Source organism: Clostridium sp. LS, assembly GCF_002760435.1.
Classification (GTDB): domain Bacteria; phylum Bacillota; class Clostridia; order Clostridiales; family Clostridiaceae; genus Clostridium.
Map to the genome: position 1 here is coordinate 22,162 of NZ_AUUU01000067.1, position 20,860 is coordinate 43,021.

General features: G+C 32.2%; 9 protein-coding genes and 1 pseudogene. 8 read left to right on the top strand and 2 right to left on the bottom strand.

Going from position 1 to position 20,860, the window contains the following annotated elements; all coding sequences use genetic code 11:
* Positions 1-316 precede the first annotated feature (316 nt).
* The 8 genes and pseudogenes from COL3_RS16015 to COL3_RS16055 all read left to right on the top strand — a co-directional run bounded on the left by COL3_RS16015 (position 317) and on the right by COL3_RS16055 (position 15,953).
* Complete coding sequence (locus tag COL3_RS16015; protein WP_008425275.1) at positions 317-1,441, top strand: response regulator; 1,125 nt, start codon at positions 317-319, stop codon at positions 1,439-1,441.
* A gap of 59 nt (positions 1,442-1,500) precedes the next feature.
* Entirely contained in the window at positions 1,501-7,299 is a 5,799-nt protein-coding gene (locus COL3_RS16020; RefSeq protein ID WP_008425272.1) for a diguanylate cyclase, read from the top strand.
* Positions 7,300-7,469: 170 nt separating this feature from the next.
* Positions 7,470-7,691: a histidine kinase gene (locus COL3_RS16025; protein ID WP_008425270.1), complete on the top strand. Its 222-nt coding sequence runs from the start codon at positions 7,470-7,472 to the stop codon at positions 7,689-7,691.
* Between the two features lie 324 nt (positions 7,692-8,015).
* Positions 8,016-10,271, top strand: a complete 2,256-nt coding sequence (locus tag COL3_RS16030) for an Ig-like domain-containing protein (protein WP_008425268.1) — start codon at positions 8,016-8,018, stop codon at positions 10,269-10,271.
* 159 nt (positions 10,272-10,430) lie between these two features.
* Positions 10,431-10,529: pseudogene (locus COL3_RS16035) on the top strand (PD-(D/E)XK nuclease family transposase); the annotation flags it as partial.
* 243 nt (positions 10,530-10,772) lie between these two features.
* Positions 10,773-11,321 (top strand): Uma2 family endonuclease, encoded by a 549-nt coding sequence (locus COL3_RS16045; RefSeq protein ID WP_008425267.1) that lies wholly within the window; start codon positions 10,773-10,775, stop codon positions 11,319-11,321.
* Positions 11,322-11,799: 478 nt separating this feature from the next.
* Positions 11,800-14,679 (top strand): EAL domain-containing protein, encoded by a 2,880-nt coding sequence (locus COL3_RS16050; protein ID WP_008425265.1) that lies wholly within the window; start codon positions 11,800-11,802, stop codon positions 14,677-14,679.
* A 215-nt stretch (positions 14,680-14,894) separates the two neighbouring features.
* Positions 14,895-15,953, top strand: a complete 1,059-nt coding sequence (locus COL3_RS16055) for a substrate-binding domain-containing protein (RefSeq protein ID WP_008425264.1) — start codon at positions 14,895-14,897, stop codon at positions 15,951-15,953.
* 253 nt (positions 15,954-16,206) lie between these two features.
* Here COL3_RS16055 and COL3_RS16060 read toward each other — a convergent pair whose 3' ends face one another.
* Positions 16,207-19,296: an efflux RND transporter permease subunit gene (locus COL3_RS16060; RefSeq protein ID WP_008425263.1), complete on the bottom strand. Its 3,090-nt coding sequence runs from the start codon at positions 19,294-19,296 to the stop codon at positions 16,207-16,209.
* Positions 19,297-19,308: 12 nt separating this feature from the next.
* Positions 19,309-20,562, bottom strand: a complete 1,254-nt coding sequence (locus tag COL3_RS16065; RefSeq protein ID WP_008425262.1) for an efflux RND transporter periplasmic adaptor subunit — start codon at positions 20,560-20,562, stop codon at positions 19,309-19,311.
* Positions 20,563-20,860: the final 298 nt, after the last annotated feature.

Here is a 20,860-nt window from a genome sequence, read left to right on the forward strand (position 1 = left end):
AGTTTCTTTTGGAAATACAAATTTATGATTATTTCTGTAATATAAAAAAGATGCATCTATTAATTTGGCTGCATCTTTTTTGTATTATTTTTGCTTTGAATTTTAATAAAAATAATTATGCAAGTTTGAATTGATAAAATATTACGATATAATATAAATATATAGAAGTACTGGGAGTAATATGGCGAAAAATACTAAAATATATCTAATAAGAAGATTTAATTTTAGTACAAACCTTATATTATTTCGGATTTTGAAGAAGAAAATCATAAAGCAAGATAACTAGTTTATATTATTATTTGGGGAGACATAATTTATGATTAGAGTAATAATTGTAGATGATGAGTTACCAGCATTAAAAATGGCTGAAAGTGTTTTACGTGAATTTGACGATGTATTAATATGTGGTACTTTTTCGGATCAGGATGAGCTATTGGAATGCATACCTATGGTAGAGGTAGACTTATTATTATTGGATATTAAAATGCCTGGCATGCATGGCCTCGAGTTAGCTGAACGTATTAAGGAAATTAGATCTGATATATTCATTGTATTTGTAACTGCATATGACAGTTATGCTATTGAAGCATTTGAGACAGATGCCCTTGATTACATCATGAAACCAATTACGGAAAAACGAATGAAAAAAACCTTAGAAAGATATATTAAAAGGTGTGGAGATCAAAAGAAGAGTGAGAAGCCAAGGCGTATATATGTAAATTCCTTTGGTCGTTTTTCTGTGGAATCAGAGCATGGGGAAAAGATGAAATTCAGAACAGTTAAGACTGAGGAACTTTTAGCATTTTTAATTCACCACCAGGGGAACCCAGTATCTAAGGGGAAAATAATAGAAGAGCTATGGTATGATAGAGATGCAGATAAGGCACAATCAATTTTATATACAACACTGTATCAATTAAGAAAGGACTTAGAGAGTTTTGGATTAAATGATGTTATTGAGAATAGTCGAAAAGAAGGTGGAATCTGCCGCTTATTATGGTCTCCCGACTATTGGGATTGTGGGGAGTATATGAAGGTATACAAGCAATATAAAGATGGAAAGTTAAGTGTCGAAGACGTAAAACGTGCAATAGAGATTCATCAAAATGGATATTTAATACATAATGGATATAGATGGGCAGTGGAAAAACAAGCAGAGTTAGAATTAAATTGTTCTGAATTGTTAGAAAGTATTGTTGATAATGAAGTGCAGAAACAGAGGTTTGAGTTTGCCTTGATATACCTAAAAAAATGGGCAGAGATAGTTTCTTTTAATGAGAGTATTCATGCTAAAATCATTGCCATATACTTACTTATAAACAACAAGGGAGCAGCAATTTTGCATTACCAGAAGATTAAAGAAATATTTGAAAAGGAAGCTGGACTAGCAATTGAAATTGATATAAATACATTAATTTTAAATCCTTATTTAGCATTTTAAAGCTTCAAGATACGTATTGCGAGGAGAAAATAATTTTATGTAATATCATGGAGGATAAAATGGATACAATCCATATGCAGGGTTATGAAAATATAGAAACCTTATATGAAAGTCGAGATACAATTGTTTGTCGGGCACGAAATAAGCAAGGTGAAATCCGAATTTTGAAAACAATAAAGGATAATTACCCATCTGAGGAACAATTGGCACAACTGGAATATGAATACAGCATTTTAAATCAGTTAGAGGGTCAAGGAATCATTCATGTATGTGAATTGATTAAACATTATAAAGGGCATATTATCGTTATGGAAAATATTGATGGGATACCGCTTTTAAATGTTCCAGTGTTTGAAAGTATACGAAATGAGAACAAAAAGCTCTCTACAAACAAGTTAATGTTAATATTAAATATATTCATTAAAATGACAGAAGTTATAGGAAAGCTTCATGACAAAAATTTAATACATAAAGAAATTAATCCTGGAATATTCCTTATTAAATCAGATTTTAGCCAGGTAAGCATACTAGATTTTGGATTGACTAAAAAAATCAATAACTCTAGAAAAGAATTTCATAATACTGAGGGAATTGAAGTACTGCTGCCTTATATTTCTCCTGAGCAGACAGGAAGAATGGGCAGATTAATCGATTATCGCACGGATTTCTATTCTCTTGGCGTATCAATGTATGAATTAATAACAGGAAAAAGGCCATTTACCACTAATAATATGTTGGAAATGATCCATAGTCATATTGCTAAAACACCTATAGCACCTCATATTGTAAATCTAGATATACCGAAGTCCGTTTCAGAAATCATAATGAAGCTAATGGCAAAGGAATTGGAGCAGCGTTATCAGAGTGCTCAAGGTATTATACATGACCTTAGGAAATGCTTAGAAGCATTAGTTTCATCAGGTGCTGTGGGAGATTTTGAAGTAGGTATGAATGATGTATCAAATAAATTTCAAATTCCTCAAAAACTTTACGGTAGGGATAGAGAAAGGGGGACCCTTAAGCAGTTGTATCAGCAGGTGGCTAAAGGTGGTTCACACATGTTATTGGTAGGTGGATATGCTGGTGTGGGAAAAACGTCTATCATTCAAGAAATTTATCGTCCAGTTGCGGAAGTTGGTGGTTTTTTTGCAAGTGGTAAAGCAGAACAGCTTCAAATAAATACACCGTACTTTCTTTTCACTCAAGTTGCTAAAGAATTAATTCGGATGCTTTTACAGGAGCCGGATTTCATGTTGGATCAATGGAAGGGACGTTTGTTAAAAGCACTGAATGATAATGGTCAGCTGATTATAGATTTGGTTCCAGAACTTGAGTCTATCATTGGAACTCAGCCTAAGGTGGAAGAACTTGAACCAACAGAAAATAGAAACCGTTTTTTAAATACTTTTGGGAACTTTTTTAAAGTTTTTGCAGGTCAAACACATCCGCTAACGGTATTTTTAGATGATTTGCAATGGTGCGATCTAGCTTCCATGAAGTTCATGGAGTACCTACTGGCTCTTGACGATATGGAAAGCTTTATAGTAGTTGGCTGTTACAGGGATAACGAAGTTATGGAAGAACATCCGTTGTATAATGCCCTTAATGAACTTCGAAAATCAGATAAAGCTACAACATTTATCGTGAAGCCACTAGAGGAGAAGAGTGTTTCAAATATCATTATGGACACAGTACATTGCCATGAAGTTAAGGCTCAGTCTTTAGCTAAGATAATTCACAAAAAAACTAAAGGAAATCCATTCTTTGTAAAAAATTTGCTTCTTCATCTATATACTAACGGTTTCATTAGGTATAGTGAGGAGATGCATCAGTGGGAATGGGATGATAATGAAATACAAAACATAGCAATTAGCGATAATATTGTTGATTTTATGATTAATCAAATTTTAAAATTACCACAAAAGACACAAAATTTGCTTAAAGTGGCAGCTTTAGTGGGGACCACATTTAATTTAGAGATATTAGCTGATGTTGAAAATATGGATGCTTTAGAGGTGGCAGCTGGCCTTAAGGAAGCAGTTGACAGCGAAATTATTATACCGGAAAGTGATTATTATGATATAGTCTCAATGATTAGGCTTAAGGACATTAATATAGATTTTCGCTTTACCCATGATCGCGTGCAGCAAGCATGTATCGAGTTAATTCAAGAGGAAGCTCAAAAGCAGCTGCATTTGAAAATTGGTAAGAGCATAAAGCAGAACATACCAATAAACATGTTGAAAGATCACGCTATGAGCATAGTATGCCATTTGAATGAAGGACTTGAAGAGATTAAGTCCTTAGAGGAACGCTTTGAGACGGCTAGGTTAAATTTATGGGCTTGCCAGAAGGCAAAAGCAACTTCTTCATTTAAGCTTTCACTGCAATACGTTTCAAATGGTATAAGAGTGTTACCTGATAATGCCTGGACTCAAGATTATGAACTTACATTTGAAATTATTAAGATCTATGCGGAATGTGCATACCTAAATAATGAGTATGCTTTAGCTGAGAAGCAGATAGAAATTTTAATGGAGCATGCTAAAACTCCAATAGATCAAGCAGAAATACGGTTGATGCAAAGCATCATTTATAGGTTTTTAGGGCAATTTGATAAGGTTACAGAATACGGAATTCTTGGTCTGCGTCTTTTAGGAATTCGAATCCCATCTGTTCCAGGCTGGCATTCTGTAATCAAAGAAATGATAATTGTTAAAGCGCGCTTATGGGGAAAAAATACAGAAACCCTTCTAAATGCAGCACCTATAAAAAATGATGAAATAAAGCTTATAATACGAATCATGGGTGAATTATATTGCATCTCTTATAATGCAGGTAATATTAATTTATTTCTTTTCTCTATTTTAAAGGGTTTGAATTTGACCCTTAGTTATGGTAATAGCCGAGAAGCAGCATCAATTTATTGTGGATACGCAGTTCTATTGGCCGTGTTAGGAGAACTACAAAATTCTTTTAAATTTAATAAATTAGCACTTAAGTTAGTTGAATCCGAAGAACGTGCCAAATATCGTGCAAGTGTACTGTTTGCTTATGGATTTTTTGGGCATGCATGGAGTGGGTCATGGCAGGATTTACATCAATGGTTTGAGAAAACTATGGAAGAAGCAATAAAATATGGTGATCATTATCAAATTGGTTTAGCCGGCACTTTCATGTATACTTTTAAAGCAGACACGAATTTGAAGTTATTAATAGAAAAAGCTATGAAACAAGTTCCTCTAATTATTAAGATAAATAACAAATACGCCTATTATATGTCTTTTTTATTTATTCATAGGTGGCTCAATTATATTGGCCTTACTGATGGACAGTTTACTATGAATGTGTCAAGAGAAACCTATGAATTAAATGGTAGTGTTGGAGTTGTATGCAGTGAGGAAGAATGCCTAGAGTATCTGCAGCAAATTAACTCTTTATCTGGAATAGGCGTCTACTATAAGGAAAAGATGTATATTCATTATATATATGATGATTATACAGGAGCAATGAAATATTTAAAAGAGTCAGATAAATATTTGAAGGAACATTCAGGTACTCCATATCTAGTAGAATGTAGAATGTGTAATTTCTTAGTTTTAGCCGCAAATATAAAAGAAATGGGCGCGAAAGAAGCTGTCAAGGTACGTCGAAGATTAAGGAGAGAATATAAATATATAAGATCCTGGGCAAAGTATAATCCAGCAAATTTTCAACATTTACAATATATATTAGAGGCTGAGCTTGAACGTATTGACGGAAAAATATATAAGGCAGCTGAATTCTATGAATTAGCTATACAAACAGCGGGTAGGAATGGATTTATTCGGGATGAAGCTCTAGCTAATGAATTGGCAGCCAAAATGTTTTTAGCTGCTGGTATGAATAAACAAGCTGCATTTTATATGATGGAAGCTTTCAAGGGATACAAAGTATGGGGAGCAGACGCTAAGACTCGACATATTAAAGAAAAATATGGACATTTGCTTAACATTTCAGAAAGTGATGGAAAGGTATTGAAAACTTATGAAAGGGTTGAGTTAGAAGATATCGACTTGATGTCCATAATGAGTGCCTACCGTGCTATATCTAAAGAAGTACAGCTTCCTGACCTATTACGGCAGATTATGAAAATAGTGGTGGAAAATTCGGGAGCGCAAAAAGCATATATCCTTTTGAAATATGAACATGGGTGGAATATAGAAGCCGAGTGGTTACAAGGAGAAGATGAAGTTAAAGTACTACACTCTGTGCCTTTGGAAGAAGCAGAGGGGGTATTAGCGGCTTCTGTTATAAATTTTTGTATACGCACTGGGGAGTATGTGGTGCTGGCTGATGCTGCAAGACAAGGTAACTTTTACAAAGATCCTTATATTCTGAAAGCCCAAACTAAATCTCTGCTATGTATGCCAATTACAAATCAAGGTGTTTTGATTGGGATTTTATATATAGAAAATAATTTATCAAGGGATGTTTTTACTGATAATCATGTTGAGGTGCTGCAATTGCTGACAGCTCAGTTTTCAATTTCAATTAAAAATGTTCAATTATTTTCTAACTTGCTTGTTACTACTGAGGAATTGCATCGTTCTATGGAGGAATCCTTACGTTCTGAGATTGCTTTTCTTCAAGCTCAGATTAAGCCTCATTTTCTTTACAACGCTCTAAATACCATATCAGCTTTTTCGCTCGATGATCCAAAGATGACGAGAGATTTACTAGCAAATCTTAGCCAATACTTAAGGGGCAGCTTTGATTTTAAAAATAGGGATAAGCTTGTACATTTACATAAAGAGCTAGAATTGGTGGAAGCTTATTTGTTTATTGAGAAAGCACGATTTGGAAAAAGACTTCAGGTTGTTTATGATATTGATGATAATATAGATTGCATGCTGCCACCCCTTGTTATTCAACCATTGGTAGAAAATTCGGTGCAACATGGACTGGCAGGTAGAAAGAATGGTGGAACAGTAAGAATTGCTGTTTACAGTAAAAATAGTTTTATTGTCATAAGTGTTGAAGATGATGGCGTAGGGATTCCAGAATCCCTTTATGGAAAGTTACTTTCTGATGAAGAAAGTAAGAGTGTTGCTTTAAAAAATATAAATCAGAGGCTCATAAGGCTATATGGCCATGGATTAGAAATAGAAAGAAGAGTAGGGGGAGGAGCCAAAATGGTAATACGTATTCCAATGGAAAGTAAGGGGATATCTTCGAAGCCTGATATTTCACTGGAAAACGCATATTTATATGATAACCTCAAGGAATTGGTTGATGAAAGAACACGTGAATTAAGAGAAGAAATTAACGAGCGTAAAAAAACGGAAAATTTATTATCAGAAATGGCTAATTATGATTATCTTACCAATCTTTCAAACAGAAGAAGGTTAGAAGAAGTACTTGAGGAGTCTATTATAGCGGCAAAGCAAAATAAAAATAAAATATGTGTACTATTCGTCGATTTGGATGGATTCAAGGCAATCAATGATAAATATGGTCACGATAAAGGTGATGTTGTTTTAGTAACTGTTGCCCAAAGAATTTCAGAAGCTGTAAGAAGCTGTGACACGGTTTCAAGAATGGGTGGAGATGAATTTGTAATAATTTTGCAACGTGTTACCGGTATATCTAAAATAAAAGAAATTTGCCATGAAATTATTACATCAGTAGGAAAACCAATCTTACTTAATGAAGAAGGAATAGAAGTTGCAGTTACAACTAGTATAGGTGTATCCATATCACCATTTGATGGTGAAACTGCTGAGGAATTAATATCTAATGCTGATAAAGCTATGTATATTGCAAAAAAGAATGGTAAAAACAGGTTTGTTTTTTACTCGGAGGAATATGAATTGTAAAAAAATTTTTTTCGTATATTAAAGCAGATTTTATCAAAAGGTTGATAAGTTCGGCAGAAATGCTGACTTTATCAGCCTTTTGCTTTTTTTACCAGCACAATTTGTTCAAATTCGGTTCAAATTAGATGAGTAAAATAGAGCATATAGGGTTAGGAAAGGAGAGATATTTTGTGAAGAAATTGGGTTCAGATTATTTTCATATAGATGAATTGTTGGAAAACATAGATTTGATTAGTAATCCTGAGGAATTACATCGTTCTGTGGAAGAAGCGCTGCGGTCGGAAATTGCTTTTTTGCAGGCTCAGATCAATCCACATTTTCTTTACAATGCAATAAATACCATATATGCTTTTTCAATAGATGATCCTAAGATGACGAGGGATTTACTTTAAAAAAATTTTTTGTTTGGATTAAGAGAATGTTAAAAGAAAAGCTTGTAAATTTGGCGGAAACGTTGAATTTACAAGCTTTTTAGCTATTTGTGACATTTTTTACCTAACTCCATTTGTTCAAATTCGGTTCAGATTCGATGTCTATAATTATGTATATGAGGGGGAAGTCAGTATTGAATAAGGTAAATGCATTATAAGTATCTATGAAAAATTAAGAAATTTTAAAGAAATTGGAAGGTGATAAATAAGTAATAATTTTAGAAAAAGTATGAAAAAAGTATGAATAAATATTATTCAAAATGTTGAAATTAAGGAGGTATATTAATGGGAAAATTTAAAATTAAGAAAAAGTTATTATCAATGGCGATTGTTTTATCTATGGGCGTTACTTTTTTAAGTCCAATTACAGCCCATGCATCAACACAAACATGGAAAGAAGTGGGAAATGCAGAAGTTTCAGCAGATCAGGCATGGTGCACATCAATAGCAAAAGACAGAAATGGTACTCTTTATGTTGCATATGGAGATAATGCATATGGCGGTAAATTAACAGTAAAGAAATATGATGGAGGTAATTGGGTAACGGTAGGAAGTGCAGGCGTTTCAGCATTTGGATTAAGTAGCGCATCAATAGCAATAGACAGCAAAGGAGCCATTTATGTTGCATGTGTTGAACAGTACAGTAACATATCAACTCCCTTAGTAGTAATGAAATACACTGATAGTACTGGTTGGGAAAGTGTAGATAATACTGTAGGAAATGCAGAAGCTTCACAAGGTAATGCAGAATATGCATCGATAGCAATAGGTGCAGATGATATACCTTATATTGCATATTCGGATGATTATATTACTAGCAATCCTGGTGGCGCAACAGTAAGAAAATACGATGGAAGTAATTGGGTGCTAGTAGGAAGCGCAGGATTTTCAACAGGTCAGGCCTTCTATACATCAATAGCAATAGACGGAAGTGGAACTCCTTATGTTGCATGTCAGGATTATGGAAATAGTGATAATGGCGCAACAGTAATGAAATACACAGATAGTACTGGTTGGAAAGCAGTAGGAACAGAAGATTTTTCACAAGGTTATGCATCATACACATCAATAGCAATAGATGCTAGTGGAACCCCTTATATTGTATATTCTGATGGGGATAATTATTATGGAAATGGTAATGATGCCGCAGTAGTAATGAAATTTGATGGAAGTAGTTGGGTAGCAGTAGGGAATGCTGGAGCTTCAGGAGACAGAGCAAATGATCTATCAATAGCAATAGGTGCAAATGGAAAACCTTATTTTGAATATACTGATTCAGAAAGTATTCCATACGTAATGAAATACAATGGAACTGATTGGGTAAAGGTAGGAAATGCACCTGTTTCAGTAAATTCTGTATCGGACACATCAATGATAATAGGTTCCGATGGAAATCCTTATATTACATATATAGATTATGGAAATAATCAAAAAGCTACAGTAATGACAATTGAAGAAGATAAGGAAATAACAAGTGTAGATTCATTAAATGATAAAACAGTAGCAAATGGAACAGATAAAAATAGTATAGGATTACCAGAAACAGTAGACGTAACCTTAAGTAATGGAATAACAACAAGTGCAGCAGTAACATGGGATAATGGGAGTCCGGCATATGATGGAAATACTTCAAGAACATATAGATTTACGGGAACCTTGACCTTGCCAGATGGAGTATTAAATCCAAATAACTATACAGCAAGTATAAATGTAATTGTACAAGCAAGTGGTGAATTACCACCTGTAAATGATGAAACAACACCAGCAGCAGTAAGAATTGAAGGAACACCAAAAGTTGGAGAAACTTTAACAGCACAGCTTAAAGATGCAGGTGGAAATAATTATACAACAAGTGCGGCAGTAACATATGAATGGTATAGATTAGATAATTCAGATTCTGAATTTGTTAATGCAATAGGAACAGGTAAAACATATAAATTAACTGGAAGTGATTTTTATAAATATATAGGTGTACGTGTTACATGTGGCGAATATTCATTTGAATATGTTATTGGAAGAATTTTAGCAGCAAGCAGCAGTTCAAGTCATCATCATCATTCAAGTACAACAGATACTACAACGAGTACAGAAACAAAGAAGGATGATAATACCATCAAAAAAACAGGATGGACACAAGATACCAATGATACAATGTATTATCTAAAAGATGATGGAAGCAAGACAATAGGTTGGAAACTAATAGATAATAAGTGGTATTTCTTTAATAATAAGACTGGTGCTATGGTAAGAGGCTGGTATAAGTCAGAACTTGGAGATTGGACTTATGATAAAAAAGATACAGTAGGACAATGGTTCCATTTGGGTACTGATGGAAAAATGGATATAGGCTGGTTTAAAGATACTGATGGTACATGGTACTATTTATGTGATGGAAGAGATTACGGTGCTTTAGGATATATGGAAACAGGATGGAAGTACATAGATGGAAAATGGTATTTCTTGAAAGACAATGGAGCTATGGCAAGTGATACAGTAGTTGAGGGTTATACTTTAGGAAGCGATGGAGCATTAGTTGAATAAGAAGTAAAACTTAAATTTAAACTTAGTTATAGAAATTTATATAAAAATTTTGAAAATTGCACTAAATTAATCATTTAGTGTAATTTTTTATTTTAAGGAAATAATTTATAGGCTATAATATTACTAGAGTTAATGTTAGATAAAGGTGAAGTGAAGCTTATGTATAAATTGAATCCCAAAGTAGATTTTGCATTTAAAAAGCTATTTGGAAGTGAAGAAAACAAAGGTATATTAATATCATTTATAAATTCAATATTAGAAGGAAAAAGAAATAGCTAAAAATTTATTAGATGCTTTAGATAATGAAACAATAGCTGTTAAGACTCGATTAACTATAGAAGAAATACAAAAATTAAGATAAGAATAACAAAGCAATGGAATTATTTTAACATTAATTATTTTAGGTTATAATATAGGAAACAATGAAGTACGAAGAATAGATGAATAAAAAAGGCTATAAAAATATAATAGAAATATCTATAAATGAGGAGGCAGAATAAAATGAATATTATTAAAGATTATATATATACAGAAGAAGAATTTGAAGAAATTCAGAATAACTTTAATGGTAAGGCCGAATTTGATAATGGTTCAATTTTTTTGAGCTCTAATACATCAATAGAACATAATAGAATAAAAAGAAAAATATTAACAAAGCTTGACATATTCCTTAATGGGTCAAAATGTGAACCTTTTGATGAGCAGATAGAGGTTATATTTAGAGATAAAGAAGAAGTATATAAGTATAAGCCAGATATTTTTGTAATGTGTGAAAATTCAACTAAAGAGGGAGAAAGTTTTACTTCAGTACCTAAAATTATATTTGAGGTAGTTTCAAGAAGTACATCCTCTCATGATTATATAACTAAACTTGCAGTATATCAAAAATTTAAGGTGCAAGAATATAATATAGTTGAACAAAATGGGAAGATCATACAATACTCTTTGGTAGATAATCAGTATATTATATCAGAGGTCTATAAGAATGATGATATATATGTAAGCTCAGTATTTAATAATTTTAAAATTAGTCTTAAAGAGATATACTAGATTTATGCTTTTTACTCTGAAAAATACACTTTAAATTGTACAATAAGTTTTAAAGAGATAGGTGATTTAACTTATGTCATTTTTAAACAAGGCATTAGTGATATTGAAATAAGTAATATATTTAAATTTTTATATAGTAATTGCTTGGAATGATATTAAAAAGAATAGAAAGAATAGTGATATTCACTTAAAAAATGCTCGCTGCTGTTAAGTAACGAGCATTTTTTTAGCTACAGCTATCTTAGTCACATTTTCTCTGTTAATTGGGCTCCGGATTTACGATAATAATTATTATCTTTTAGAAATGCTACTTAAATATATAACAAATTTCCAATAAAAGTGATATAATTATCTAAAAAATATAATTAATACTATATTAGAGTATTAATTTAAATTTAAATTGTATATGTTTACAATTAACTGTTAGTATATTTAAGTATATTAAGTCTGATTGTAGGAAATGTTTATGGAGGTAGTTATGCATATTAAGAAGAAGTTACCAATAACAATGATTATATTAATTTCAATACCGCTGCTAATATTAAGTTATGCTATTTATAATTATACATATATGTCTGTTACTAATGATAGCGAGAATCATATTAAACAAGTGACTTCAATAGAAGGTAATGCATTAAGTACCTTTGTTAACTACCAAATAAAAGAAGTAGAGCTTTCAGCAAGGATAGAAAGTGTTGTAGAGTTATTAAAAGAAGCAAAACAATCTGAGGATTTAAAACAGCTTATATATAAAACAGAGGCTCTAAATGTTGATAAATTACTAACTTTAAGAGTAAAGGAACTTAATGATGTTCAGCATTCTTTTGTCTGTGATTTAAAGGGCAATATTATTGCTGACAGCAATTCCACAGGATTAATGCTAAACATAACAGATAGAGAATACTTTCAACAAGCTATAAATGGAGAAATAGCAATAAGTGATGAAATAAAATCAAAAATCAGTAATGAAGATATAATTGTGGTGGCGAGTCCTGTAATAGATGAACAAGGAAATGTAATTGGCTTATATTGTAATGCAATACAAATTTCGGCCTTTAATAAATATATAGAAAATATTACAATTGGTAATACAGGATATGCTTATTTAGTAGATGACGATGGAATTATGATAGCTCATCCCCAAAAAGATAAATTGGGTAAACCAGTTGAAAATTCAGTTTTAACAAAAGTGGTTGATGAAAAGTCGTATTTAAACCAAACTGATACTGGATTTGATACGTATGTGTATAATGGTACTAAGAAATATTTTGGATATACTGTAATACCAAAAATAAATTGGATTTTAGCAGTTACTCAAAATGTAGATGAAGTAAATGCTCCAGCACGATTGGAATTATACTTTATAATGGGGATAACACTAATAATGCTAGTTATAACATCTATAATTAGTTTGCTTTTTTCAAAATCTATAACTAATCCTATTAGCGGCTTAATAGCCATAATGAATAAAGCAGAAAATGGAGATTTATCTGTATCCTGTGATTACGACTCAAATAATGAATTAGGAAAACTATCAAATAATTTTAACAGCATGATAAAAAAGCTGAGCGGCAGTTATGAGGAATTATCTGCTGTATATGAAGAATTGTCTGCAACGGAAGAAGAATTACGGTGTCAATATGAAGAACTTGTAGAAAATGAGAAGGCATTAGCCATCAGTGAAGATAGATTTAAACAAGCACTAGACGGAATAAATGATGTAATATGGGAGTGGGATATAAAGGCAAATACTTTCTTTGCTTCTGATAAGTGGGAAGAACTAACGGGGTATAGCAATAAAAATATAGATATCAAAAATTTCTTGAAAATTATTTTACCAAATGAAGAACTAGAAAGAATTGTTAAAAATTACAAAACACTTACTATGTCAGCAGAATATTTTAGAGAGGAATTTGAGATTACAACTAAAAGCGGTGATAAAAAGTGGATTTTAAATAGAGCTAGGATAACTATGGATAGCGAAGGAAATCCGATAAAAATAACAGGTACTATATCTGATATAACCAGCATTAGGCAAGCAAATGATAAAATAATGGAGCTTGCATATTGTGATTCATTAACAGGAATTCCAAATAGAACTACGCTTATGAGTAAGCTAGATGAAGTAATAAATGAATGTGTAGAAAACAATAAATTAGGTGCAGCATTGTTTATAGATTTGGATGACTTTAAAAGGATTAATGATTCGTTAGGACATGATATTGGAGATAAACTTTTAAAAAGAATATGCACTAAAGCAAAAAGCATATTAAATCAAAATGAAATCCTCTATAGATTTGGAGGAGATGAATTTTTAATATTAATGTGTAATGTGAAAGCTAGGGAACAAGTAATAAATTTGTCTAATAAATTATTAAATATATTTAAAAACTACTTTATTATAGACAATAAGCAGGTTTATATAACTTGCAGTATAGGTATTTGTATTTTTCCTACAGATGGCAAAGATAAGAACAGCATTTTGAAGAATGCAGATACAGCAATGTACAAAGCAAAGGAAAAAGGTAAAAATACTTTTGAATTTTATAATGAAGAGATGTCAAAGAAAATATTAAAGGATATGATTATTGAAAAAGCATTAAGGAATGGAATAGAAAACAATTATTTTTACCTTCAATATCAGCCTCAAGTTAATATAGAAGGTAAAATAATAGGTGTTGAATCACTTGTTAGACTAAAAAATGAAGAACTTGGTTTTGTATCTCCTGGTGAATTTATTCCAATAGCAGAGAAGACAGGACTTATTATAACAATAGGTGACTGGATTATGGAGACTGCAATTATAAAAAAATTAGAATGGTTAAATAATGGATATGGGGATATACGAGTTTCGATAAATGTATCCTCACTTCAAATTCATAGACCTGACTTTGTTGAAAAGGTTAAAAAATTGGTTGAAAAGTATAAAATAAATCCTAATTTTATAGAATTGGAAATAACCGAAAGTGTTTTGATGGAACAGCTGGATAAAAATGTTGTAATTTTGCAAGAGCTAAGGGATATTGGAATAAGAATTGCGCTAGATGATTTTGGGACAGGATATTCTTCTTTAAATTATTTAAGGACTATACCACTGAATACATTAAAGATTGATAAATCTTTTATAGACGATATTTGTATCAATGATAAACAGGGGGCTATAGTTGATAGCATTATTGAAATGGCGCATAAGTTGGGGATGGAAGTTGTAGCTGAAGGCATCGAAACAATAGACCAGTTAAAAGTTATGAAAGAGAAAAACTGCGATATAATTCAAGGGTATGTATATAGCAGACCACTTTTGAGTACTGATCTAGAAAATTTACTGAAAAAAGGATTTGATAATCTCATTAAGTAATACCACTTTATTATTAATAATATAAAAAAGAAGAGATTGGTAAACCTTATTATAGGTGGTTTAATAAAGCAGAAGGAAAAAATAATTCTGGAATTAAAAGCAGGTGCAGATGGGATATCTTTATTTTAGAAAAAATATTTCTGCTAAGTGATGGAATTATATGACTTTCAGTAGAATAGATTGGTAATTGGATAAACAATTAAAAGGTGGTAAATATGTATCTATCCATACCAAGCAGTTTTTTAGTACCAGTTTGTGTTGCAGAAGATATCTTAAATACAGAAAAAATAGTAGAATTACAAGAATGTATCAGCAGTAGTTATTTTATAAACAAACCTGTAAATAGAAAGGGGTTAGTAATAGGTGTATCTTTGCCTAATCAAAGAGATGAGAGATGGATTAGAGATAGGGAAGCTATGGAAGCCTATGCTAAAGAAAAAAATGTTATTTTGAAGATAGAAGATGCTGAATATGATGTGAATAAACAGATTTCACAAGTGGAAAATCTAATATCACAGGGCATAGATGTATTAATTTTAGTGGCCATAGACGTATATACTGCAGGAGGTATGGTAGAAAAGGCTAAGCAAGCAGGAGTTAAGGTGGTAGCTTATGAGGCGCGGATACTAAAAACTGATTTAGAGATATTTGTTACATTCGATCACTTGATGGCTGGACAACTTCAAGGAAAGTTCCTTATTACTAAAGTTCCGGTAGGGAATTACATTATTATGTATGCGGATCTTCCATATGATTCTTCGCTAAGGGATGGAGCAATGCAATATATAGATCCCTTGGCTATTATAGGAAATATAAAGATAATTGCAGAAAAAGCAATTAAAAACTGGGATCCAAAGATTGCTTTTGAGGTGGTGAGAGATGTATTAATTACTAATAATGATGAAGTTGATGCTATACTAGCACCAAATGATTCAACAGCAGGAGCTGCAATTGAAGCGCTACAAGCACGAGGTTTAGCTGGAAAGGTAGCAGTAACTGGGCAAGATGCAGAATTGGCTGCCATTAGAAGAATAATCCAAGGAACACAATCAATGACACTATTCAAAGATACTAGGCAATCCGCCAAGAAGACTATAGATGTTGCAATACATCTGGCTAATGGCGAGCATATATCAACAAATACAGCCTTATTTAATGGCAAAATGTACGTACCAACGGTTCTGATTGAACCAATTCTTATAGATAAGAGTAATATAGATGATGTTCTTATAAAAAGTGGATATTTTACGAGAGAAGAGGTTTATGGAAGTTAATATTAGATTTTATGAAAATTTAAGAAGAGAGTTAAATATTTAAAGGCTGATCTTTGTACTAAACAGGAGTCAGCCTTTTTTGTGTTTGGAATATTTCTGAATGTTTTATTAAGTTTAAAAAATTTTAGAATGCCAGAGGCATCCATATAAATTAAAAAAGGACTGCTGCACTAAATACCATAGTGCGGCAGTCCATATGCTTTATGTGTTCTTAAGAAAGGGTACCTTTCTTCTACGCTGAACGCAATAATTATTATAAACTTAAATCTTCATCTGTATTGTCCTTTAACGACTTGTTAGGATGAATTTTTTTCTCGAATTTATTTTTCAAATCATCAAGTATTGTATACATAATTGGTACTACAAATAAAGTTAGGATTGTGGAAGTAATTAATCCTCCAATTACTGCCTGTGCCATTGGTGCACGCATTTCAGAACCCATTCCCTTTGATACAGCTAGCGGAATCATACCAAATATCATGGCTAACGTAGTCATAACTATTGGGCGTAACCTTACAAGTCCTGCCTCTTTAATAGCTTTTTCTCTAGGCATACCATGCTCAATTCTCTGTTTTGCTGCATCTATAAGCAATATTCCATTTTTAGAAACTAAGCCCATAAGCATTATAATACCTATTATTGACATCATGCTCAATTGTGTTTTGAAAATGTATAATCCTAGAACAGCCCCAATAATTGCAAGTGGTAAAGAGAATAATATAGATATAGGATCAACGAAACTTTCAAACTGTGCTGCCATAACTAAATACAAGAATACAACTGCCATTGCTACTGCCTGTTGTAAACTTCCAAGACTGTTATTTAAAGTTCCGGAATTTCCTCCTAAAGATACTGAAATTCCTTGAGGCATATTCATTTGAGTTTGAATTTGTTTCAAATAAGAATTCATAAACGTACCTGCTGCTCCGCCTGAAACATTGCAGGAAATTTGAATTTCTGCCATTCTATCATATCGACTCAATTGTGCTGGTGCTGAACCTAATACCTTACTAGTTACTTCTGATAACGGAATCATATTGCTATTAGTACCAGAAACGTAAACTTTATTAAGTTCATCAAGACTTTGACGCTGATCATTTTCTAAATATAGTACTACATTGTCCATATCTTTTCCATCATCATATTTGCTTACAGTTGTGCCATTAAATAGTGTACTCAAAGTATTTGCGACATCTGAACTGCTCACTCCTAAATCGGCTGCTTTATCGCGGTTAACCTCTAAAGTCATTTCTGGAAGGCCAGACTTAACGTTAGTACCAACATCTCTCACATTAGAATTCTTAAGTAAATCATCTTCTACTTTTTGCGCAAATTTTTGAAGTTCTTCTCTATTTTCGCCAACAAGCTCAAATGTTGCATCTTTTGATCCTCTTCCGCCGCCCGCCATGGATGAGGCTGATGCTGTTATTTGTGTTCCAGGAATCCCTTGCAACTTTTTACTAAAGTTTCTAGCTAAATCTCTTGAGTTATCCTTACGTTGTCCTTTATCGGCTAATTCAACTTTAATTGTCGCATTACTATTTGACACTGTAGTATATAATCCTTTTACTTCCGGAAATTTCTTAAGTATATCTTCTATTTGCTTAGTTTTTTCTCCTGCATTTTCTAATGTTATGCCAGAATCAAAATTAGCGTTTACTGTTAACTGATTATTATCAGTTGAAGGCATCATAGTAAATCCAAGTGTATAAATAAGACTAATACTGCTTGCAAACAAAACTCCTGCTGCAATTAAAATTATTAGTTTTTTGTGAAGAGCAATAACCAGAAGCTTTGAATATTTTTCGGCTAAATTATCAAATTTTTTATTAAACCAATTGAAAAATTTACCGATAAATGTTTTTCTTGTTTTCTTTCCAGCTCTAAGCATTTTCGATGACATCATAGGCACAAGAGTAAATGATACAATCAATGAAATTGCCATACTGAAAACAACTGTAAGACCAAATTCAAAGAAATACCTTCCAATTGCTCCTGTTACCATAGACACAGGCAAAAATACTGAAATAACTGCTGAAGTTGTTGCTATTACAGCAAAACCAATTTCAGATGTAGCATCTCTGGCTGCTTCCTTTGCTGATTTTCCCATATGCAGATGCCTTACAATATTTTCTATAACAACTATAGCATCATCAATCAAAAGTCCGACTGCTATCGATAATGCCATTAAAGACATTGTATCTAGAGAAAAATTTCTCTCTTTCATACAAATAAAAGTAGTTATAATAGAAATAGGAAGGGATGACGCACTTATAAGAGTACTTTCCCATTCGTTTAAGAATAAAAATACAATAATGACAGCCAATATACATCCATCTCTAATTGTTTCTATAACACTGTCTACCGTACTTTGTATTGATATTGAATCATCACTAACAATTTCAAAATGTATATTCTTAGGCAAAGTCTTTTTATATTTCTCTAACTCTTTTTTTACGTTATTTGCTAACTCAACAGTATTGGAGCCAGATTGTTTAACTATATCAATACCAATTGCTGGTTTTCCTTGATAATATGCATGGCTGGTTTCCTGTTGAATTCCATCTTCAACATCAGCAATATCCTTTACTCTAATTTCTGCACCATTTTTAGTAGCTATTAATATGTTCTTAAAATCATCTACTTTTTTTATCTTACTGCTTATTTTTATATTAATTTGATGATCTTTATCGCTAATCTGTCCACCTGATTGATCAACATTATCTTTTTTTATGGCATTTGTTACAGCAGTTGTTGTAAGACCATATTTTAATAGCTTGCTATTATCGAGTTTTATATGAATTTCCCTTGTATCTTCACCTGATACATTTATAGCTCCAATATCGGGTACTGTATACAACTTTTTCTCAAAATTATCAACAACATCCGATAATTGTTTATTATCATCTGCACCATAAACAGCAATTGATAAAATTGACGCTGCTGAAGTATCAAACTTAGAGATAACCGGAGTATCAATATCACTTGGTAACCCTCTAATGCTTGAAACCTTATCTCTAACATTTTGTGCTGCTACTTCTGGATCCACACCAAGATTAAACTGTATTGTAGTCCTTGATCTACCTTCTGTTATAGTAGATGATATATGTGCAACTCCAGAAATTTCTCCTGCAGCATCCTCTATTAGCTTGGTTACATTGGTTTCCAGGTCTTCTGGTGATGCGCCACTTTCGGCAACCGAAACTGAAACTGTAGCCTGTTCAGAATCTGGCATATCATTAACTACTAATTTCTGATAACATAACATGCCGACAATAGCCATAGCAATCATTATAACTGAAATAAATACAGGTCGTTTGATACTAATATTTGCAATATTCATTTGTCATCCCTCCTACTTAGAAGCTGTGTCTTCTGAGCTATTGTCCTTCTTATCAGTTGCATTTTGTCCGCTATCATTTTGCTTAGCTACTACGTTTATCTCATCACCATCTTGCAACGTGCTTGTATTTGTACAGATTATTTGATCTCCACTTTTGACGCCAGATGTTACTTCTACATTATTATCGCTAGTTTCTCCAATAGTTACCTTTGTTTTTTTAGCTTTTCCATTATCGTTTATAAAAACAGAATAGTTTCCTTCGTTTCCAACTAAAGCATTGACTGGTACCGTAAGCACTTCAGCATTTTGATCACTAATAAGAGTTACCTTACCATAAATACCTGGCAATAATGATTTATCACTATTATCTATTTTAACTTTAACATTGAAAACTCTTGAAGTTGTATCCGCTGCTCCATCTATATATTGTACAATTCCATTGTAATTTTGATCACTTCCATCAACTGTAAGTGTAGCTGCTTGCCCTGTTTTTACGATGCTTATTTTTTCCTGAGGTACCTGTATTGTTGCATACACTGATGATATATCATTAACTGTTGCAAGCGATGCACCAGAACTCGCCATTTGTCCTATATTTAAATTTTTATTACTTATTATCCCGCTTATAGGTGCCTTGATAATTGTGTTGCTCAAAGTGTCTTGTAAATTTGATATGGTTACCTTCTCTGTTTCTATATTTGATTGCGCAGTTTGAATACTTGCATTTCCAGAATCGTAATCAGCTTTAGCAGATTTTAAAGTTTTCTCAGCAGCCTCAAAATCTGTTTGAGATATAGCTTGTCCTTCGAAAAGAGTTTTTTGTCTATCATAATTGCGCTGTGCATCATCTAAATTGACTTTGAGTTTTTCCAAAGCAACTTGAGTTGAATTTAATTGACTTTCATACGTTTGTAACTGAGCTTGTGCAGTTTTTATATTATTTCTTATGTCTTGATCATCTAATGTAACTAGTGTATCTCCTGCATTTACATATTGTCCATTTTCAAATGATACGGAAACAACTTTTGCTGATGTTTTACTACTTATAATACCTTGCTGATAAGCTTCTAGAGTGGCTTTATATATGTCTCCTGAAGTTTTTTTCGTTGTTTGCGCAGTTTGAACTTCAACTGAAGTTTTACTAACAGCAGCTTGAGCAGGTTTACTTTTTGCACTTATCGTTAATTTATTTTTAATTGCTATAGCGCATCCTATTACGGCTATAACAATGACAGCATATAAAACTACTTTTTTTACGTTCTTCATGTCCCATCCTCCACTTTTCCAATATAAAATATTTATTTTGCTACGAACTCTATATTAATAATGTAAATGCAGGCCCATTTTACCATAAATGTATAAACAATTTATAAACTAAATCTATATTTTAACATAACTATCTTTAAACCTAAGCTTTCGAGATTTACATTTAAAATATTAGCAAATTCAATTTAAAAAACATAATTTTTAATGTTTTTCATATAATTTGTTAGGTTTTTTAATTTCTTATTAGTGGTAAATTTTAAGGGGAAATGTTTTCAATAAGAATAGTAAATTACTGGGC